The following is a 19377-nucleotide window of genomic DNA, read 5'->3' as shown; positions in this document are numbered from 1 at the left end:
TGCGTGGGGCTCCGCTGGGCACGGCGGGCTGCTTCTGCCCCTGCCAAAGGCCAAACAGCCCGACCGGCCTCACATCAATATGTGAAACGCGCTGACAGCCAACGCCAATACCTTTGCGGGGTACCGTTTGCCCCTGCCCATGAAAGCCCTGCTCCTTTTCCTGTGCCTGCTGCCCGGCCTGGCCGCGGCGCAGTTTCGCGCCGATTACGCCGTGCACTACGCCCCGGCGCTGGCCACCGAGGGCCTGCGCGTGGAGGTGCGCGTACGGCTGCCCCGCGCCGCCGACTCCACGGCCTTTCACTACGCCGACGAAGTGTGGGGGGAACGGAAGCTGATGCGCTGCCTCGGCGACCTGCAGGGCTCCGACGGCGCGCCCTACCGCTTCCGGCTGGTGCCCGACAGCAACCGCATCGTGGTGCACCACCCGCGCACCCGCGACGTGCGTTTCTCCTACCGCGTGCGGCAGGACGCTCCGGCCTACTCCGAGGAGGTGTTTAACCGCCCCCGCGTCACCGACACGTACTTCCACGTGCTCGGCGAAACGCTGTTTGCCGTGCCCGAGGCCGCCGCGGCCGCCCCCGGCGACCCCGACTTCGCAGCCACCATCCGCTGGGTGGGCTTTCCGCAGGGCTACACCCTGCACAACACCCTGGCCTCGGGCGCCGCCACCCAAACCTTTCGCGGCAAGCTCTGGACGCAGTTCTACCGCTCGCTCTACGTGGGCGGCGACTACCGCCTCCACCGCCTGCCGTACCAGGACCGCGTGGTGCACGTGGCCCTGCGCGGCCAGTGGCTTCGCTACGACGAGCCCCAGCTGCTGCGCATCATCCAGGCCGCCTTCACGGCGCAGCGCGACTTCTGGCAGGACACGCGCTTCCCGTATTACACCGTCATCATGAGCCCCACCGTTACGCGCGCCGACAGCACGTTTCGCGGCTACAGCATGAAGGGCGCCAGCGTGCACCAGGGCTTTCTGCTGCAGGCCTCGAACAACCCCTTCAACAACTGGGACATGCTCCGTTACATGTTCAACCACGAGATGCTTCACACCTGGATCGGCGGGCAGATCGGCAGCGCCCGCGAGGAGCTGAGCTACTGGTTTACGGAGGGTTTCACCGATTACTATGCCTACAAAAACCGCCTGCGCAGCGGCGAGCTGAGCCTGGACGAGTGGCTGAAGCTCTTCAACACCGATGTCATCCGGCGCCTGTACAACAACCCGCAGCGCAACCAGCCCAATTACCTCATCAAGGACCATTACTGGACCAACAGCAGCTTCGGCAAGCTGCCCTACCGCCGCGGAGCCCTCTTTGCCTTCTGGCTCGACAACCGCATTCTGCGCCAGTCCAACTACACCCACTCGCTCGACGACCTGATGCGCGAGCTGCTGCGCGACTGCCGCCAGCCCGGCCAGCAGTTCACCGACGAGCGGCTGCTGGCCCTGGCCCAGCGCTACCTGCACGAAGACATCAGCTACTTTTTCCAGAAGCACATTCTGAGCGGCGCCGACATTGCCTGGACAAAGGCCGACCTGATCGAGGGCTTCGACGTGGACACCTCCCAGCCTGTTCCGCTGATCAAGGCCACGGCTCCGGCCGCCGCGCTGCGCGAGCGGTACCTGAACCTGAAACCCGCCGCCCCGGCCGTGGCCGCCCAGCCCGGACGCTAGCGGCGCCCGCGCCGGCGCGTCAGTTCTGTTGGGCCTTGCGCTGCTGGTTTTCGGCCTTGATGCGCGCCTTCACCCCGTCCGCCGCGGCCGGTGGGCAGGGGCTGGTGCACCGCGCCGCTGGTGGGCGGCAGGGGCGGAGCGGTTTTGATCTGGTAGCGGTGCGCCACGTGGGCCGACAGCCAATCGGTAAAGCGCGGGGCCACGCGGTGCGAAAACACCGCGGCTTTGGCCTTGCCGCCCACCGGCAGCTCGGCACGCGGCCGCACCGAGGCGCGCACCAGGGCATTGACCACCTTGCTCGGCGGGTCCATGGCCGCCATGCGCGCCGTACCGCCGCTGTAGTTGGCCGCGTGCCCCCAGAACGGCGTGTCCACCGCCCAGGGCTCGATGGTGGCCACCTCGATGTTCTTGTACCCCTGCAGGCGCAGCTCGTGGCGCAGGGCCTGATCGAAGTTGCGCACGGCGGCCTTGGTGCCGGCGTACACGGCGTGGTAGGCCAGCGGCACGTGGCTTTCCACCGAGCCCAGGTTGATGAGCGTGCCGTTGCCCTGCTGTTGGAAGATGCGCACGGCCACCTGACTGCCGTAGATAACGCCCTTGTAGTTCACATCGACCATGCGGGAATAATCGGCCAGCGGAATGTCCCAGAAGCGCCCGATGCCGCCCACGCCCGCGTCGTTCACCCACACATCGACGCGGCCAAACTGCCGCAGGGCCGCGTCGGCCAGGGCCTGCACCTGCTCGGGCTGGCTGATGTCGGTGGTCACCACCAGCGCCTGCCCGCCGGCGGCGCGCACCTTGCCGGCCACCTCTTCCAGCACGTCGGTGCGGCGGGCGGCCAGCACCACGTTAGCCTTCATAGCGCCGAGCTGCTCGGCCATGCCGCGGCCAAAGCCGCTGGAGGCCCCGACGATGACGTAGGTTTTGCCCTGCACTTTTTGTTGCACCGCCGGGCCGGGCCAGGAAGTAGCGCAGGCGCCCAGCAGCAAGGTTAGCAGCAATAGGCAGCAGGCGGGCAGGCCTGCGAGGCGCGCCGCGGCGGGAAACACGTGGTATGGCATCCGAACCAAAAAGACAGATAGGTGAGGCGCGGCGCTAGCCCCTACGGTGCCACCCGGGGGCGAGATATAGCTCAGCTTGCCCCCAAAGCCCATTGTACGGATCCATCCCGCTCTGCTCTGCCGGTGGCCCATCCGGTCCGGCCCCGGCGTTTCCCGTGCCGCGCGCCGGCCAGCTCGTCCTTATCCTTTTGCTGGCGCGGACCGTTGTTTTGAGGCGGCCCGGCGGGCCGCCATGCTCACCCAAACACCTTATTCCATGAATCAGCCCATTTCCCGCCAGGCCCACGGCCTGGCCGACCTGACGTATATCCCGACGGTAGCCGCCGCGCCGCAGCTGTTTGGCTTCGAGGAAGAAAAAACGGCCGCTACCGTGTGCTACGCCCTGAGCGGCATGGCCCTGGTGTCGGCCCTGCTTACCCGCGCCGAGTGGGGCGCCTTTAAGGTAATGCCCTTCAAAGCCCACGTGGCCCTGGACTTCGTCAACAGCACCACGGCCCTGGCGGCGCCCTGGCTGTTCGGCTTTGCCCGCAACGAGCGGGCCCGCAACGCTTTTCTCGGCATGGGCATCGTGGGGCTGACAGCCGGCCTGCTCACCCGCCCCGAGGAAATGCCGAAGTACCAGACCCAGGGCGAATAAGCCCGCATGGCCCCCAAATGCCACCGCCGCTGCGCCCAGCTTGGGCACAGCGGCGGTTTGGCTGGTGGCCCACCGGGCGCGGCTACTTCTGCAGCTCCAGCACCACGGCGGTTTTGGCCGGCAGCTGCAGGGTCGTCAGGTTCGTCAGGGTTTCGCCGGTCAGTACGTTGCGAGCTTTGGTGAAGCCGCTCATACGCTCCGCAAAACGCGCCGTGGCCAACGCAGCGGCCTGGTCGGTGGTGTTGGTGGCCACCATCACGGTGCCCGCGTTGTCGTAGCGGAAATACGCGTAAAGGCCCTTCTCGGGGATGTATTGCATCAGCTTACCCGAATGCAGCGAGGGGTGGGTGCGGCGGTACTGGGCCAGGGTGCGCACAAATTGGAAGGCGTCGTTTTCGGGGGCCGAGCGGCCGGCGGCCGTGAACTTGTCCTCCTTGTCGCCGGGAAAGCCGCCGGGGAAGTCGCGGCGCACCTCGGCGTCGGAGGGGTCCTTGAAGTTTTTCATCAGAATCTCCGTGCCGTAGTACATCGACGGAATACCGCGCGTGGTGAGCAGCCACGTCAGCCCCATTTTGAACTTGGCCACGTCTTCGCCCATTTCCGAGAGGAAACGGTGGTGGTCGTGGTTATCGAGGAAGGTGACCAGTTTGGTGGGGTCTTCGTACAGCCCGTCCTGGGCCAAGGCCTGGTACACGCGCTGCGCACCGTTGTCCCAGCCGGTAGCGTCTTTGCCGCCTACTTCCTTGAGGCCGGCCAGCATGCCGCCTTCCAGCACAAAATCCAGCCCGCCCGGTTGGTTGGACTTAAAGGGGAAAGCCACCTTGTTGCGCACGTAGTAGGCTTGGTCCACCACGCTCGACACAGCCGACTCCCCAAAAATGTGAATCCGGGGGTATTCTGCCAGCAAGGCCGCGTTGCAGCGGTTCATGAAAGGCTGGTCGTTGTACATGTAGGTATCGATGCGCCAGGCGTCTACGCCAAAGGTTTCCACGCTCCACAGCGCATGCTGGATGAGGAAGTTGGCTACGTAGGGGTTTTGCTGGTTCAGATCGGGTAGGAATGGCACAAACCAGCCGTCGAGCAGCACTTTCCGGTCGATGGCCGCCGCGTGGGGGTCCGTCACAGGCTGCTGGCGGTAGGAGGTGTTGGTATACGTGGGCCACTGGTGCAGCCAGCTTTTCATGGGCAAATCCTTCACCGTCCAATGGTTGATGCCCACGTGGTTGTACACCGCGTCCTGCACCACCTTCAGGCCAGCGGCGTGGGCCTGCTGCACGAAGGCCTTGTAGGCCGCGTTGCCGCCCAGGCGCCGGTCCACGTTGTAATGGTCGGTGAAGCCGTAGCCGTGGTAAGCCGAACGCATGTTGCCGCCCTCGTTGGTGAGCGGCTGGTCGTTTTCGATGACGGGCGTAAACCACACGGCCGTCACCCCGAGGTCCTTGAGGTAGCCGATGCGCTGGGCAGCCCCTTGCAGGTCGCCGCCGTGGCGGTAGAAGGGGTTGGCGCGGTCCGCGTTGGGGTCGGCCATGTCGGCGAACTTATCGTTCGTCGGGTCGCCGTTGACGAAGCGGTCGGGCATGGCCAGGTAGATCAGGTCGGCCTGGGTGACGCCCTGCGCCTTCACGGCGTTGTCGCGGGCCTTCAGCTCCCACTGCTGCGTCACGGTCTGCGCGCCTTTTTTGCCCACCAGCGCCACCTTGCCGGGCTTGGCAGTGGCCCCGATGGCCAGGTCCAGAAAGACGTAGTTAGGGTTTTCGACGGGGCTGGCCTTCACCAGCTTCACGCCGGGGTAGTTGACGGAATACGTCAGCGTGCCGGCCTGGGGGCCGTACACGAGCAGCTGCACGTTGCTGTGTTTCATGCCCACCCACCAGTTGGTGGGGTTTACGCGCTGAATGGCGGGCGTCTGGGCGGCGGCCAGCCACGGCAGCCAGCAGGCAAGCAACAGGAGAAACCACACCGGGTAACGACGACACAAAGGGGAAGTATGCATGGGAACGGGAACAGTAAGCGGAGGGAAACCCCGGCCGCAGCCGGGGCCGGCGGCAAAATAGCACGAAAAGTTGCGCCGTTTTTTTCGGCGTGGGTGCGCGTCCTGCGTCGGGGCAGCACGGGCTGACCCGGGCATAGCTCCTGGCCGCGCTTGCCGGCGCGTGGGGTTTCTTCTGGGGCCCGCGGCTTTTGCTTACTTAGCAGTGGCCCGCTGCGGCTTCGTTTTCTCCCTCTCGTTCTACTTCAGCCTTCGTCCATGTTTCGCGCCCTGCACTCCGACGGCATTGCCCTGCACCTGATCGACGACGACAACCTGGCCGCAATAGCCACACTCTTCCAAGGCTTCCCCGACTCGCAGGACATGCTGGAGGAGTTGTTTCGAAGTTACCTGCCGCAGTACGACCGCGCCGGCCGCCGCACCAATTTCGGCTTCTACTCCCTGCTGGGCAACGAGCTGGCCGGCCTGACATTGCTCACCGTCGACAGCTGGGAGGAGCGCAGCGGCTCCACCGGCGCCGACGTGTTTCGGCACATGCGCGGCCGGGGCGTCACGCCGCGCAGCAAGCCCCACCTCTTTTACCTGGCCTTCGAGCTGTTGGGCCTCAACCGCGTGGCCACCGGCTTTCGGGTTTCCAACCACGCCTCCCGGCGCTCCATCGAGAAAACCCGCGGGTTTCAGTTTGAGGGCGTCATGCGCGAGTCGGGCGTCAACGACGCGGGCGAGTTCGAAGACGAGCTGCTCTACGCCATCCTGCGCCGCGACTGGCTGCAGCTTTACGACAAGTCGCTGGTGACGGTGCAGCCCTGACGGAACAGCGGTTTCAGCCCGCTTGGGGCGGTGCTCCGGGCCCGCGCCTCGCGCCGAGATACGCCTGCACTTGCTCAATGCTCATGCGCCCACGAGCAAAAAGGGCTAACAGGCGGCGCTCAAAGTAGGTGGGCGGGTAACCGCTGCTACTCATGAAGCGCACGGCTCCGATAACGAGCCGCCGCCGCCGGGTCGGGGTAAGCGCGTGGTCATCCATGCGGCTAAATAAGCAGCGAGGGGGGGGGGGACAACCGTTGAATTACGTATTTGGTTACCCGCGCTTACTTATTCTTTGCTCCGTAGCGGCCGCAGCATGGCGGCTGGCAGGCGGCCGCTGTGCTGCCCGGTGCTTCCTCGAAGCGGCTATTCGCGCCCGCCGGTTTGCTCGCACGCCGCCCCCTGTACCGACTTGCCCGCTCTTCCCGGGCTAGTTGCTCGGCGCCGGCTTCTTCAGGCTACCGAGGCCAGGGCGCGGCTGCGGTTGTACTTGTCGCGGTACTCCTTGGGCGAGAGGCCGGTGAGGCGTTTAAAAGCCAGCCGGAACGCCTTGGGGTCGGTGTAGCCCACGCGGTACATGACCTCGTTCACGTTCTCGCGCGAGGTTTCCAGGCCGTTCTTAGCCGCCTCGATTTTCACCCGCTGAATGTACTCCACCACTGAGTTGGCCGTGGCTTTCTTGAAGCGACGTTCCAGGTTGCGCCGGCCCAGCGCCAGCAGGTCGGCCAGCTGGTCCACCGAGAGCTTTTCCTGATAGTTGTCCTCGATGTAGGCCTGCACTTTCTTGATCTGCTCGTCGCCGTGCCCCTTCTGGCCGTTGAATATGACGAAAGCCGACTGGCTGACGCGCTCAATGTCGATCTGAAACACCTTGGCGCACACCACGGCCATTTCCCGTCCGGCGTACTTCTCTACCAGGTACAGCACCAAGTTCAGGTAGGAAAAGGCGCCCCCGCTGGAGTAGATACCGTGCTCGTCGGTAATGAGCCGGTCCTCCACCAGTTTCACCTTCGGAAACATGCGCCGGAAGTCATTGGCCGCGGCCCAGTGCGTGGTGCATTGCCGCCCGTCGATCAGTCCGGTAGAAGCCAGCAAAAACGCCCCCAGACACAGGCTGGCCACTTCCGCCCCCTGCCGGTACTGCCCCACGATCCACGGTACAAAGTCGCGGTTATTGGCCAGCCCTTGGGCCGGGTCGCCATCCACGGCCGGAATAATCACCAGATCGGTGCGCTCCACATCCTGCACCAGCTGGTTGGTGGAGACGGTGTACATGCCGCCGCACACCGGCGTATCGGGGGCCAGCCCCACCAGCTGCACCTGAAACAGCGGTGGCTTGCCCATGCGCTTGAGCAGCGCATTGACCTCCGTAAACACCAGCCGTGGTCCTTCGATGCTGCCCAGGATGGCCCCCCGGGGGACCAGAATCGAGATATGCTTCATGGCTCCAGAATAAGGTGTTCTAAATGTCGCAAATACCCCCGTATTGGTCGCATTTGCCTCTAAGCCCTACCCAAATTACTAATATTTTTGGCACACAGTCTCATCATGTCAAACCCTTTAGCCAGCCACGCTTATGAAACCTCAACTCACCACCGCCCTTTACTGGTTTATCACCCTGCTGTTTGCTGCCTTCATGCTGCTGGGTGGCCTTGGCAACTTGCTACAAACCGAGGATGGCCTGGCCATTATGCGTCAGCTGGGCTATCCGCCCCATTCCTTGTTGGTCATCGGTTCCGGCAAAGTGCTAGGAGCCCTGGCACTGGTGCAAACGCGGTTTCGCACGGTTAAAGAGTGGGCCTACGCAGGCTCTACCATCGACCTTGTCGGCGCGGCGGCGGCTTGGTTTTCCATTGGTGCCGGAGTGGCGCTCGGCCTTTTCCCCCTGTTTTTCCTGCTACCGATGATTGCCTCTTATGTGCTCTGGAAACGAATGCAACCGCACACCCCCAAAGCACCGCGGGCAGACCCTGCTTTACCGGTTGCGGCATAAGCTGGCCGGTTCCGGAGCGTGTGGGAGCAAGTATCCACGCGCTCCGGATCAAGTTTCGCGGCGGCTGCGGGTAGGTGAAGACAAAGGAAAATCTACTGCCTCTGCGTGTCTTAGAATCCATTGCGTCGCCTTGCTATTATTCAAAAGCCGCTCTCGTTGTGCGCTGAAGTAGCCTCGATGGTATTCAGTCAACGCACTGCGTCAAACCATTTCGAGGATGGCATCAATAAATGACAGCCAACAACCTGAAAAACAATGCAACCGTTGGGGTTCTAGCTTACCTGATAGTAAAACTGGACAGGTAAAAATACCATGAAAATTTAAATATTAAATTATATTATACTATTAAATATTTTATCTATGTTTATTGAAACCTTCACCAATTCCCTGTTATGTACAACACCCTTACCTTCTCTGCCCCAGCCCCGGTAAATGTGTCGTTGCAGCCCGCCCGGCGCGCCCAGCGTGTTGGTTGCGGCCTCGCTTCCCCTGCTGACCGGGAACAATTTCTAGCCTTGCTGGCCCTCAATGCTCATTTCAACTCGGTCGATATTGCCGACCTGCGCGAATTGCTTAGCCAATACCCCGTAGCGGCTGTGTACAACGCGGTGCAGCGTGCCTGCCAGCAGCGCCTCCACGACGGGGGCAATTCGGCCGCCCGCGACGGACGCCTTAGCAAAGTGCTGCTTTCGCCGCTGTTTCACTTGGCCTGCCGTACCCAGCTTCCAGCTCAGATGCCGGTGTCTGCTTAGCGCATCTATTAACGCCTGCTTGCTCACGGCCGCGCCAGCCCTTTTGAAGCGTCGCACAAAGGGAATCGGCTAACCCCGCCGCCAAAGCCAGCGCCTGCCGCTACCAGCTGGCAGCCTGTGCGTTACGTCCTATGCCGAGGTAAGTGGCAGGGCTTGCATAGCCCTCCGCTAGGTCCGTGTCAGGGATGGGCCGATGCGTTTGGCGTCTTTCAACCGCAGTAGGTCGACAAAGTTTAAGCTTTTGGCAGAAAAGTTGTCTTATTAAATCTATCGGTTGTATTTTCACGGTCCGGCCCGTTTTCTATTTCATCTGTATGCCCTTGTTCAGAATGCGTTACTCACGCGCGTTTTATGCGGTTCTCCTGACGCTGCTCTGCTTGTGCGGGGGAATGCTGAAGCCCATGTCGGGCTGCGCCGCAGCGCGTGAAAACTGGCGGCTCGAAACAAACAAGGACGGCATCAAGGTGTATTCCCGCCATTCGCCCGGCAGCCGGTTCAAGGAAATCCGGGTTCATTGCGAAATGCCGGGCACGCTTTCGCAGTTGGTGGCCCTGTATACCGACGTTGACAACTACACCCAGGTCATCAGCAATACCAAACGGGCGCACTTGCTGCGCCGCGTCAGCGAAACCGAGCTGTTTTACTACATCGAAAGCCAGATGCCGCGCCCGGTGGCCAACCGCGACCTGGTGATGCGCCTGCAGTTCGCCTACTCGCCAGTAGATAAGCTGTTAGTGATTCACACCAACTCCGTCAATGGCATGGTGGCCCCGCAGCCCGATTTGGTTCGGGTGCCTTCGTGGACGGGCCAGTGGACGGTGCGGCAAGTGACCGACAGCCGCCTGCAAATCGATTACACCTTCCGGGTAGATCCGGGCGGTGAATTGCCGACCTGGCTGATCAATATGATTGCGCCCGTGGCCCCCTACAGCTCTTTCATGAAGCTGCGCAACGGCCTGCAACTACCGCGCTACCAAAGCCGCTCGTTCGCGTTTCTGCAGGGCGAAACAGCACAGCGCTAACCCTACTGTGACTACGCCGGCGCGCCAGCCGGCTCTACGCTTTACTTAAAGAAAACGAAGAAGCGCGGCTACGACCCGATTGCCGGGCTGGTAGCCGCGCTTCTACTGGGCATTGGTCCTGGTTCAGGCCGAGAAGCTTGCCTTGGGTTAGCAGTTAGCACCGTCGGTGCTGCAGGCGGGGCCGTCGGCGATGGTCACCAGGTTGGGCGTTGGGTGGAACTCAGCCCATACTTTTTCCAGCACCTCTTGAAACAGCTCGGCCGGCTGCGCGCCCGACACGGCGTACTTATCCTGAAAAACAAAGTAGGGCACCCCGCCCACCCCGATTTGCCGGGCGTGGTACTCGTCGACCCGTACTTCCTGAGCATAAGCATCCGAGGCCAGCGTCTGCCGCACATCGTCGGCCTTCAGGCCGATTTCGCTGCCCAGTTGGGCCAGGGTATCGGCGTCGGCCAAGTTGCGGCCTTCGGTGAAGTAAGCGGCAAACAGACGTTCCTCGGCCGCATCCTGCTTGCCGTGGGCGGCGGCCAAGTGGGTGAAGCGGTGGGCATCGAAAGTGTTTACCGGCACTACTTTATCGAAATCGTAGTGCAGGCCTACTTCCCGCCCCACGCCGGCCATGTAGTCGTTCATGCGCCGGGCCTCCGCCACCGACACACCCTTGCGCTCGGCCAGCAGTTCGTGGATGTTTTGGCCGGGGCGGGTTTCCATGTTAGGGTCTAGCTCGAAGCTGTGCCAGGTTATTTCCACCTTATCGTGGTGGGCGAACTGCTGCAGGGCAGCTTCGAAGCGCCGCTTGCCGATGTAGCAAAACGGGCACATGATATCAGACCAGATTTCAACTTTCATGTTGTTGGAAGCAAAAAGGGGGTTGGCCGCTATAAGCAGTGGGGTATCAGAAAGGTTTCCTGGGGGTGGTTCCTGAGCGGTAAGTGCCCCGATGCTAGGGGACTTGGGTGTTATATGCTCCTCCCACCCGGCACAGCGGCGCTTGGCCTCAGCAGAACAGGGCGCTTTTTCGCGGCTGCGTGTGGTCTGCGTGCCAATAATGCTTAATCTTACCCGCTGAAACGCCTCGTTCAGCTCTTCGCTCTACCGCCTGATGAAACGCTACGCCCTGCCCCTATTCGCCGCCGCTTTGTTGCTGGCTGGCTGCAACCAAAACTCGCCTTCTGCGGCCGAGCAGTCGGCCCCGGCCGGCGCCGCAAAAGCCCCGGAAGCCGGTACCGCCGACGCAAGCGAAGCGGCGCCCGGGGAATCCGGCTCGACCGATGCGACGCCCGAGGCCACGGCAGCGGCGGTGAAGCCCGTGGAATTGGCCTTTCGTTTTCAGCCGGTAAAAGACACCGAAGGTGGCCCGGCCCGCAACACGGCTTACTTGGTGATGAGCGGCGGCGAGTCGCGCGAGGTGGATCTAGGGCCTTTCGCGGGCAAGCCCGACGTGGTGGACGCGGCCGAGGCGAAGCGCGCCAACTTCCCCAGCAGCATGCTGCTGGGCTTCCGCAGCTACGACCCCAACTCGGGCACCAGCAACGACCTGGCTGTGCTGCAAAGCACCGGCAACCGCCTGCGCATTGTGCAGCGACGCCTGGAAGAAGGCTCCGACAAGCAGCCCGAGTTTCAGACTTCGCGCGAGATTCCCATGCCCGCCGGTGCCGAACTGCGCGCCGCTGCGCCGGCCAAAAAGTAACGTATTGTGCCGGACGCGCCCTTGACTTTCCGCGCTCATCTGACGCCCAACGGGGTAGGCTTTATGCCTATGCTCATGCTCATCGTACCCGAGCAGGTCGTCGAAGCGTTGGGGGGCAAGGGCGTGAAGCGCGTGGTCGGCACGCTCAACGGCTACCCGATCCGGCGCGGGCTGCTGCCGCTGCGCACGGGCGAGCGGTTCCTGATGATCAGCAAGGCCCTGCGCAAGGAATTGCAGCTGACCCTCAGCGACGAAGTAACGGTAACGCTGGCTCCCGACCCAAACCCGGATCAGGTGGACCTCCCCGAAGAGTTGCTCGAGGGCCTGGCCGAGTGGCCGGAAGCCGCAGCGGCTTTTCACCGCCTTACACCCGGCCGCCAGCGCAATCTGGTGCACCACATCGACTCAGCTAAACGGGCGGAAACGCGCGCGCAGCGGGTGATTACGCTGCTGCATCAGTTGGCTACGGGTGGCAACCCGTTTCGGTCACCCGGCGCCGACGGCGGCCGCTTCTAGCGCAGCCGCGCGCGCACCCAGCGCTTCGCCTCGTCCGGCGTAGCAAGCGACGCCAATTCGAGCGTGTAGTGCGTCTGCGCCACTGAGTTGGCGATGTACACTTGCGTGGCAATGCGGCCGAAGATGTTTTCGGAGGTTACAATGCCGATGTGGCGCAGGCCCGCGGCATACGCCCGCGGGTTCCAGTCGGTTTCCAGCCAGATCTGGTCGGCAGGCGTGATGGCACTCATCTGGCGCGCGTCCATTATCCAGCCCAGCGGCCAAGTTCGCTGGGCCTGTTCCCCAAACTGCGTCAGTCCCTCGTCCATCAGACCCCGGAACTGCTGGCTGTTGGCAAACCCGTGCCACTGCACCACCAGGCTAGGCACTTCCGGGGCAAAGAGCAGGGAACCGTAGGATTCAGCTTGGATGACAACGTCGGACATGGGCGGCATTGAACTCGAAAGGCAGAAGCAAAGCTAACACCCGCACTTCGATCTTCCGGTTCTGTGCCCCACGAACGGCACAAGGCACCTGCGGGTTGCGGTCGGGCGCGGGCACTGGCCGCTGCGGGCGCCCGCGGCTGCCCCATAAGCGGGCAAGCTCCACCGTACGACCGCACGCCGAACCTGCTCTTCAACTGCCTGAACCCAAGCGTCCACGCTGCAAACGGGAGCCTATAACTGATCGGTCTGCGTTAAGCGTGCCGGACGCAGCTATTCCGCCTTCAGCATGATGGTCACCACTTTACCAGGGCCATTCACCACAAACTTGCAGTCGTTGAAATCGGGCGGGGCCAACCGGGGACGTACGTTGTTGGAAAAGGCGAAAGGCTCGGTGGGAATACCCACGAAATTCTTGTCGAGCTTGTCGTTGTTGTTGGTATCCTGGGTAATGGCGACGGCCCATTCGCCGTTGGCCAGCTCCACCGGCAGCGTAATCCGGTCCTGCCCGCCCGGGCGTACTACTTTGTAAAAGACGTATTGCTTGGGCTGGAGAAAGGACTCGCGCACATTGTAGAAATACAGCTTCACGGCCGCCTGGGTAGAAGCCAGCCGCGACACCACGACAGTAACCGACGAAGTAGCGGTGGGATTACCCGCTCCAAGGCACGGCGCAACGGTAAGCAACGGGCCGCTAGCGGCGACGAGAGCAAGCTGAAAAATCGTCATCGGCGGTGGATGCTGGGTGTATACTGCTCGGTGAATCGTCAAGATACGCAAAATAGTTGCCTTAGTGCCAGCAATTTGTTAGCCGTCAACGGTGCAATGCAGCTGACGGCTGTTTTCTACGCAGCCCGCTCCCCGCTACGCGTCCTGCGTTCAAACCCGGGTTTTGCAGGGCCGGGTTGCTGGCCACCGCACCCAACGCCAACCCGCACTCACTGCTGTGCGCAACACACGACCGCGCCGCGGTGCTCGGGCAACTGGGTTCAGCCCGGCGGTGCGGCAGTGCGGCGTTATCGATGGCAAGGTACTGGCGCGCAATTACCGCTTGGCCCCGTCGCGGACCGGGCGGAAGCCTGGTTGTTGCTGCCACTTGGCAGGTATACAGCCACTCGTTAGGGTAAGTGCCCCCGAGGAGGCAGGGCAGCGCCGGCTGAGCATGCAGGATGTCGATGATAACGCGAAAAGGCATGGGTAATGGACCACCGGTGCGCTGTAGAGCTCGGGGGTGGGTGGCAGAAGGAACTCTCGTGTAAAAGAAAGATGCATGTACCTGTCCCAAGCCTAACGGAAAGCCGTACGTTGGCTTTTCGGCGCCAAACGACCGTTTGGTAGCCGCTATTGGCAACGTTCCCGATAACGTTTGCACAAAAAATCCACCGCCAAAGGCATGACTTTCAGAAGAATTAACCCAACATTCAACTCCACAACGCGCAACTCCTCCCCCGTTCCCACCCACTTTCCGTCTGATCAGACTGCTCATGCAACGCCGCACCTTCCTGCAGCATTCGGGTACAGTAGCCGCCGCCACTCTGCTGGCGCCGGAGCTCCTGGCGGGCGGCCACGCCGCCCCGCGCAAGACGCGCCTGGCGATGGTGGGCACCGGCCACCGCGGCCTGGGCATGTGGGGCGTGGACGTGCTCAAGGAACACAGCAGCCGCGTGGAGTTTGTGGGCCTGTGCGACATCAACCCCGGCCGGGTGCAAACCGGCAAGCAGATGCTGGGCGTGAGCTGCCCTACCTTCACCAACCTTGACCAGATGCTCAAACAGGTGAAGCCGGACGTGCTCATTGTCACGACCGTCGATGCCACCCACCACGAGCAGATCATCAAGGGGCTGGAAGCGGGCTGCGACGTGGTGACGGAGAAGCCGATGACCACCGATGAGAAGAAGGCGCAGGCCATCATCGACGCGGAGAAGCGCACCGGCAAGAAGGTCAGCGTCACGTTCAATTACCGTTATTCCCCGCACCGCCAGAAGATCTACGAGATGCTGCGCGCGGGCGCCATCGGGCAGGTGACTTCGGTGGACTTCCACTGGTACCTCGACGTGCACCACGGCGCCGACTACTTCCGCCGCTGGCACCGCAAGCGCGAACACAGCGGCTCGCTGCTGGTGCACAAGTCCACGCACCACTTCGATCTGCTCAACTGGTGGCTGGAGTCTGAGCCACAGGAGGTCTTTGCTTACGGTTCGCTGGAACACTACGGCAAGAACAACCCCTTCCGGCACACCCACTGCCGCCCCTGTCCGCACAAGGACAAGTGCGCCTTTTACTGGGACATGACCAAGGACGAGCGGCTGATGAAAATCTACGCCGCCAACGAGCAGCACGACGGCTACCACCGCGACGGCTGCGTGTGGCGCGAGGACATCGACATCTTCGACAAGATGGCCGTGCAGATCAAGTACGCCAACAACGTGCAGGTCAGCTACTCGCTCACCACCTACTCGCCCTACGAAGGCTACCGCATTGCCTTCAACGGCACGAAAGGGCGCCTGGAAACCTGGATTAAGGAAAAGCAGACCTGGAACGAAGAACCGTTCGACGAGCTGCAGCTGACCACGAACTTCGGCAAGCGCGAAATCATCCGCATGCCGAACCACGAGCCGGGTCACGGGGGCGGCGACGTCCGCCTGCGCAAACAAATCTTCAACCCCGATGGCCAGGACCCTTACCGCCAGGCCGCCGGCGTCCGCGACGGCGCCATGTCCATCCTGGTGGGCATTGCCGCCCGCCAGAGCATCGACACGGGCAAGCCGGTGCGCATCGGGGATTTAACTACACTGAAGCCGCAAGTCAACCGAACGTAGCCAGGGGTTGGGAGAATGCACCAAAACTACCCGGTTGGCAAGGGCATTGGGGAATGGACCCGACGCGAGCTTCAGAAGGGGCGTGAGCAAACAGCTCGCGCCCTTTTTTTGTCTGGTCGGGCCGCTCCCTTCGCGCTGCGCTGCTTACCGGCCCTGCGGCCGCACGAGCCCCTGAATGAAGTCGGCGGCGAGACGCAGCGTTTCCTCGGGCACTTCCCGGTGGGGCGTGTGGGCCGCGCCGGGCAGCAGCACGCTTCGCGCGGGGCCGCTTACCTGCCCGGCAATGGCGGCTACCTGCGCCGGAGTGCCGTACTCATCGGCCTCGCCCTGCAGCACGAGCACGGGGCACTGAATGCGCGGTAGGTAGGCTTCGATGTTCCAAGCGCGGAAGCCTGGGGCCAGCCAGGTATCGGTCCAGGCGCGAAACACGGCCTCGGTTTTGGAGCCGTGGTGGCGGGCCAGCTTCTCGGGCAGGCTGGTGGTGTGGTACTGCTGCTGCGCGGTGCGGATGCCGGCCAGCGTCACGTCTTCGACAAACACGTGGGCACCTTCGGTCAGCACCCCGGCAATGCGCCCGGGGTACAGCGCGGCGGCCAGCAGGGCAATGCTGCCCCCGTCGGAGTGGCCGAAGAGGATGGCCTGGCCGATGCCGCAGGCGTCGAGCACCTGCCGCAGCACGGGCGCTTCGGCCTCCAGGTAACCAAGCGTGCGAGGGGCGGCGTCGAAAGCGGAGGAGCCGCCGTAGCCGCGGCGGTCGTAGACGAGCACGTGGCAGCCAGTGGCGGCCGCCAGCCGCGTCGGAAAGTCGCGCCAGACGGTGATGCAGCCGAGCGAGTCGTGCAGCAGCACCAGCCAGGGGCGCGTATCGGCGGCGGGCCCCGTCACGCGCAGGCGCCGCACGCACAGGGTGTAACCGTCGAGGGGCAGGTCGAAGTCTTCCGCGGGCAGCAGTGCAGGGTTTTGCGTCATGGCGAATCCGGGGCAGCAGGAGCTTACTGCACGCTGCGCAGCCAGGCTTTGGCCTGCTCCAGGTCGTCGAACATCTTCAGCTCGAACACCTCGCCGATGCGCTGGTGCAGGTCTTCGATGGACAGCTGCCCGAAGATGCCGGGCGAAAGTACGTGGGCAAAGTAGCGCAAGCCGGCCTGCACGATGAGCGGCGTCCAGACCTGGGCAATCCAGTCGTTGGCCTCGGTGAAGCGCCCGATCAGCTCGCGGTGGTCGTTGAGGAGCTTGCTGCAGGGCTCTTCGCGCAGCATCTGTACGTAGGCTAGGCCGCCCTCCTGCACGGTTTCCAGCGTTTGTACCCCCGACCACTGCGCGTGAATCCAGCCTTCGTGGCGGTTGCGCTCGGCGGTGAGAAAAACGTGGCCATCGGGACGGCGGAAGCGGGTAACGGGCATAGATTCGGGCGGAGGCAATGCAAACGAGCAGCGCAGAAATAGCGCGTGCGCTCCTTGCGGTAGCTCCGGTATAACCTTCTGCGCGGTTCGAAGGTTAACCCAACCGCCCCAATTGGGCATTTTTCACTTTACGGCACCAACTCCACCATGGAATATCAACAACTAGGCGACTCCGGCCTGAACGTGTCGCGCATTGCTTTCGGCAGCTGGGCTGCGGGGGGCTGGATGTGGGGCGGCACCGAGCAGAACGACGCCGTGGGCGCCATCCGGGCAGCCTACGCGCTGGGCGTTACCAGCATCGATACGGCGCCGGTGTACGGGCAGGGCCTGAGCGAGGAAATCGTGGGCGAGGCCATCAAGGGCCTCCCGCGCGACCGGGTGCAGATCCTGACCAAGTTCGGCATGCGCTGGGACCTGCCCGGCAAAGGCACGCTGGCCATGCACAGCCAGGACAACGCGGGCCAGGCCATCGACATCTACAAGTACGCCGGGCCGGAGAGCATCATCGAAGAGTGCGAAAACTCGCTGCGCCGCCTCGGCACCGACTACATCGACCTCTACCAGATTCACTGGCCCGACGTGACGACGCCCATTCACGACACGATGGAAGCCGTGCAGCGGCTGGTAGAACAAGGCAAGGTGCGCGCCGTGGGCGTGAGCAACTACTCCGTGGCGCAGATGCAGGAAGCCGAGCAGACCGTGCAGCTGGCCTCGAACCAGGTGCCCTACAGCATGGTGCGCCGCGACATAGAGCAGGACGTGGTGCCCTACTGCCTGCAGCACCACAAAGCCATCTTGGCCTACAGCCCGCTGCAGCTGGGCCTGCTCACCGGCAAGATGCAGCCCGGGCAGGACTTCGGTCCCGGCGACCTGCGCGCCACTCACCGCCTGTTTACGCCCGACAACGTGACGCGCATCAACGCCTTCCTGGCTAAGCTGCAGCCGCTGGCCGACGCCAAGAACGCCACGCTCGGGCAGCTGGTCATCCGCTGGACGCTGGCGCAGCCCGGCATTACGGTGGCCCTGGTGGGCGCGCGCAACGCCCGGCAGGCCGAGCAGAACGCCCGCGCCCTCGACGTGCAGCTTTCCGACGAAGACCTGGGCCTGATCAACCGCGAGCTGGCCGCGCTGCAGCTCAGCTAGCGGAGGTCGGCGGCACGGTCCGGGTCTTGCCCGGCGCGGCGGCTTTCCTGCCCGATTTTCAGCTTGACATAGGCATCGAGGCTGATGAGCAGGCGGCCCAGCAGAAAGATGAGCACGAGGTATGCCAGGCTGGTGAGCAGTGGCAGGTAGCTGAGCAGCTGGAAAAGGGCGCCGGGTTCCGAATTCATGGCAGGAGCAAGTAATAGAGCAAGCGAAAGTTAATGGCCGCGCGGCCAACCAAAGCCGGCCCGCCTGCGTAAGCTGGCATCCGCTCCTTTTCCGCAACCAACACCCGGCGCCCGGCCGCTCTGCCTTTCTGCAGGGTAGCCGGGCGCCGCGCTTGGCGCCGGATTATCTTGTTGCTTTGCCGCGCTTCCCCTAGCCCGCCTATGCCCACTGCCGATTCGCCCTACCGGCCGCTGACCGTGGTGGCCGTGCGCCCCGAAACCGCCGACACCACCACGCTGGTGCTGGCCCCGGCCGACGGACAGCCGCTGCCCTACCGCGCCGGGCAGTACCTCACGCTGGTGCACCACGAGCACGGCCGCGAAGTGCGCCGCTCCTACTCCTTCAGCTCCTCGCCCGACGTGGCGGAGCCGCCCGCCATTACCGTCAAGCGCGTTGCCAACGGGCTGTTCTCGCGCCGCCTCGTAGACCGCACCCGCCCCGGCGACGTGCTGCTGACCACCGGCGCAGCCGGCCTTTTTACGCTGCCCGACGACGCCCCGCACGCCGCCGACCAAGTGTGGCTGCTGGCGGCCGGCTCGGGCATCACCCCCATCTACTCCCTGCTCAAAAGCCTGTTGGCCACCCGGCCCGCCCTGAACGTTGTGCTCGTGTATTCCAACCACGCCCCGAGCACCACCATTTTCCACCGCGAGCTGGCGCAGCTGGCCGCGCAGTACCCCGAGCGGCTGCACATCGAGTGGCTGTACAGCAACGCCCCCGACCTGGCGCGGGCGCACCTCTACAAGGAGCTGCTGAAAACGCTGGTGCGGCGGCACGCCACCGCGCCGCCCGACCGGCTGCTGGCCTACGTGTGCGGCCCGCTGAACTACATGCGGATGTGCACCTACGCCCTGCGCGAGCTGCAGGTGCCGCTGCCCAACATCCGGCGCGAAAACTTCGTGACGGAGCCCGCCTACGTGCCCCCGCTGCTGCCACCCGACACCGACCCACATCCCGTAACGGTGCGCTGGGCCGGGCGCGAGTACCAGTTCGAGAGCCAGCACCCCGATACCCTGCTGCAGGCGGCCCGCCGCCTCGACCTGCGCCTGCCCTACAGCTGCGAGGCCGGGCGCTGCGGCAACTGCGTGGCCCGCTGCACCCGGGGCCGCGTGTGGATGAGCTACAACGAGGTGCTGACCGCGCGCGACCTGGCCCGCGGCCTCGTACTCACGTGCACGGGCTACCCGGTGGGCGGCCCGGTGCGGCTGGAAATCGACGGCTGAGC

General features: G+C 63.8%; 20 protein-coding genes. 11 read left to right on the top strand and 9 right to left on the bottom strand.

Going from position 1 to position 19377, the window contains the following annotated elements; all coding sequences use genetic code 11:
• The first annotated feature begins 139 nt into the window (after window positions 1-139).
• Window positions 140-1669 (top strand): M61 metallopeptidase family protein, encoded by a 1530-nt coding sequence (locus ACYVKQ_RS18370; protein ID WP_460676812.1) that lies wholly within the window; start codon window positions 140-142, stop codon window positions 1667-1669.
• On the opposite strand, the gene ACYVKQ_RS18365 is transcribed toward ACYVKQ_RS18370, so the two are convergent.
• On the bottom strand, window positions 1666-2670 hold the full coding sequence (locus ACYVKQ_RS18365; RefSeq protein ID WP_460676811.1) for an SDR family NAD(P)-dependent oxidoreductase: 1005 nt from the start codon (window positions 2668-2670) through the stop codon (window positions 1666-1668). The two genes, ACYVKQ_RS18370 and ACYVKQ_RS18365, sit on opposite strands and share 4 nt — an antisense overlap.
• Before the next feature lie 316 nt (window positions 2671-2986).
• Here ACYVKQ_RS18365 and ACYVKQ_RS18360 point away from each other — a divergent pair, with 316 nt between their 5' ends.
• Complete coding sequence (locus ACYVKQ_RS18360; RefSeq protein WP_460676810.1) at window positions 2987-3367, top strand: hypothetical protein; 381 nt, start codon at window positions 2987-2989, stop codon at window positions 3365-3367.
• A gap of 82 nt (window positions 3368-3449) precedes the next feature.
• Here the strand turns inward: ACYVKQ_RS18360 and ACYVKQ_RS18355 are convergent, their stop codons facing one another.
• Window positions 3450-5360 (bottom strand): alpha-amylase family glycosyl hydrolase, encoded by a 1911-nt coding sequence (locus ACYVKQ_RS18355; protein WP_460676809.1) that lies wholly within the window; start codon window positions 5358-5360, stop codon window positions 3450-3452.
• Between the two features lie 255 nt (window positions 5361-5615).
• Here ACYVKQ_RS18355 and ACYVKQ_RS18350 point away from each other — a divergent pair, with 255 nt between their 5' ends.
• Entirely contained in the window at window positions 5616-6167 is a 552-nt protein-coding gene (locus ACYVKQ_RS18350; protein WP_460676808.1) for a GNAT family N-acetyltransferase, read from the top strand.
• Between the two features lie 450 nt (window positions 6168-6617).
• Here ACYVKQ_RS18350 and ACYVKQ_RS18345 read toward each other — a convergent pair whose 3' ends face one another.
• Window positions 6618-7607: a GlxA family transcriptional regulator gene (locus ACYVKQ_RS18345; RefSeq protein WP_460676807.1), complete on the bottom strand. Its 990-nt coding sequence runs from the start codon at window positions 7605-7607 to the stop codon at window positions 6618-6620.
• Between the two features lie 133 nt (window positions 7608-7740).
• Between ACYVKQ_RS18345 and ACYVKQ_RS18340 the strand changes: the two genes are divergently transcribed.
• From ACYVKQ_RS18340 to ACYVKQ_RS18330, 3 genes are all read left to right on the top strand, one after another.
• A complete protein-coding gene (locus ACYVKQ_RS18340) occupies window positions 7741-8157 on the top strand; it encodes a DoxX family protein (RefSeq protein ID WP_460676806.1) in 417 nt (138 codons plus the stop codon).
• Between the two features lie 392 nt (window positions 8158-8549).
• A complete protein-coding gene (locus tag ACYVKQ_RS18335) occupies window positions 8550-8909 on the top strand; it encodes a hypothetical protein (RefSeq protein WP_460676805.1) in 360 nt (119 codons plus the stop codon).
• 389 nt (window positions 8910-9298) lie between these two features.
• Window positions 9299-9931, top strand: a complete 633-nt coding sequence (locus tag ACYVKQ_RS18330; RefSeq protein ID WP_460676804.1) for an START domain-containing protein — start codon at window positions 9299-9301, stop codon at window positions 9929-9931.
• A gap of 147 nt (window positions 9932-10078) precedes the next feature.
• Here ACYVKQ_RS18330 and ACYVKQ_RS18325 read toward each other — a convergent pair whose 3' ends face one another.
• The gene (locus ACYVKQ_RS18325) at window positions 10079-10780 is read right to left on the bottom strand and encodes a DsbA family oxidoreductase (RefSeq protein ID WP_460676803.1); all 702 of its coding nucleotides are present in this window, start codon (window positions 10778-10780) and stop codon (window positions 10079-10081) included.
• A 253-nt stretch (window positions 10781-11033) separates the two neighbouring features.
• Here ACYVKQ_RS18325 and ACYVKQ_RS18320 point away from each other — a divergent pair, with 253 nt between their 5' ends.
• Both ACYVKQ_RS18320 and ACYVKQ_RS18315 read left to right on the top strand, forming a co-directional pair.
• Complete coding sequence (locus ACYVKQ_RS18320) at window positions 11034-11621, top strand: hypothetical protein (protein ID WP_460676802.1); 588 nt, start codon at window positions 11034-11036, stop codon at window positions 11619-11621.
• 6 nt (window positions 11622-11627) lie between these two features.
• Window positions 11628-12137, top strand: a complete 510-nt coding sequence (locus tag ACYVKQ_RS18315) for a YdeI/OmpD-associated family protein (RefSeq protein WP_460676801.1) — start codon at window positions 11628-11630, stop codon at window positions 12135-12137.
• On the opposite strand, the gene ACYVKQ_RS18310 is transcribed toward ACYVKQ_RS18315, so the two are convergent.
• Entirely contained in the window at window positions 12134-12562 is a 429-nt protein-coding gene (locus ACYVKQ_RS18310; RefSeq protein ID WP_460676800.1) for a hypothetical protein, read from the bottom strand. The genes ACYVKQ_RS18315 and ACYVKQ_RS18310 overlap by 4 nt on opposite strands.
• A 270-nt stretch (window positions 12563-12832) precedes the next feature.
• Complete coding sequence (locus ACYVKQ_RS18305) at window positions 12833-13288, bottom strand: DUF2141 domain-containing protein (RefSeq protein ID WP_460676799.1); 456 nt, start codon at window positions 13286-13288, stop codon at window positions 12833-12835.
• 755 nt (window positions 13289-14043) lie between these two features.
• Here ACYVKQ_RS18305 and ACYVKQ_RS18300 point away from each other — a divergent pair.
• Window positions 14044-15378: a Gfo/Idh/MocA family protein gene (locus tag ACYVKQ_RS18300; protein WP_460676798.1), complete on the top strand. Its 1335-nt coding sequence runs from the start codon at window positions 14044-14046 to the stop codon at window positions 15376-15378.
• A gap of 144 nt (window positions 15379-15522) precedes the next feature.
• On the opposite strand, the gene ACYVKQ_RS18295 is transcribed toward ACYVKQ_RS18300, so the two are convergent.
• Both ACYVKQ_RS18295 and ACYVKQ_RS18290 read right to left on the bottom strand, forming a co-directional pair.
• Entirely contained in the window at window positions 15523-16347 is an 825-nt protein-coding gene (locus tag ACYVKQ_RS18295; protein ID WP_460676797.1) for an alpha/beta fold hydrolase, read from the bottom strand.
• 23 nt (window positions 16348-16370) lie between these two features.
• Complete coding sequence (locus ACYVKQ_RS18290) at window positions 16371-16781, bottom strand: hypothetical protein (protein WP_460676796.1); 411 nt, start codon at window positions 16779-16781, stop codon at window positions 16371-16373.
• A 147-nt stretch (window positions 16782-16928) separates the two neighbouring features.
• Between ACYVKQ_RS18290 and ACYVKQ_RS18285 the strand changes: the two genes are divergently transcribed.
• A complete protein-coding gene (locus ACYVKQ_RS18285; RefSeq protein ID WP_460676795.1) occupies window positions 16929-17924 on the top strand; it encodes an aldo/keto reductase in 996 nt (331 codons plus the stop codon).
• Here ACYVKQ_RS18285 and ACYVKQ_RS18280 read toward each other — a convergent pair.
• Complete coding sequence (locus tag ACYVKQ_RS18280) at window positions 17921-18112, bottom strand: hypothetical protein (protein WP_460676794.1); 192 nt, start codon at window positions 18110-18112, stop codon at window positions 17921-17923. The genes ACYVKQ_RS18285 and ACYVKQ_RS18280 overlap by 4 nt on opposite strands.
• Window positions 18113-18313: 201 nt before the next feature.
• Between ACYVKQ_RS18280 and ACYVKQ_RS18275 the strand changes: the two genes are divergently transcribed.
• Window positions 18314-19375, top strand: coding sequence for a ferredoxin--NADP reductase (locus tag ACYVKQ_RS18275; protein ID WP_460676793.1), 1062 nt, complete (start codon window positions 18314-18316; stop codon window positions 19373-19375).
• Window positions 19376-19377: the final 2 nt, after the last annotated feature.

The organism is Hymenobacter coalescens, from assembly GCF_054783195.1.
The sequence above is the reverse complement of the archived record's forward strand: the minus strand, read 5'-3'. Positions and strand labels throughout refer to the sequence as shown.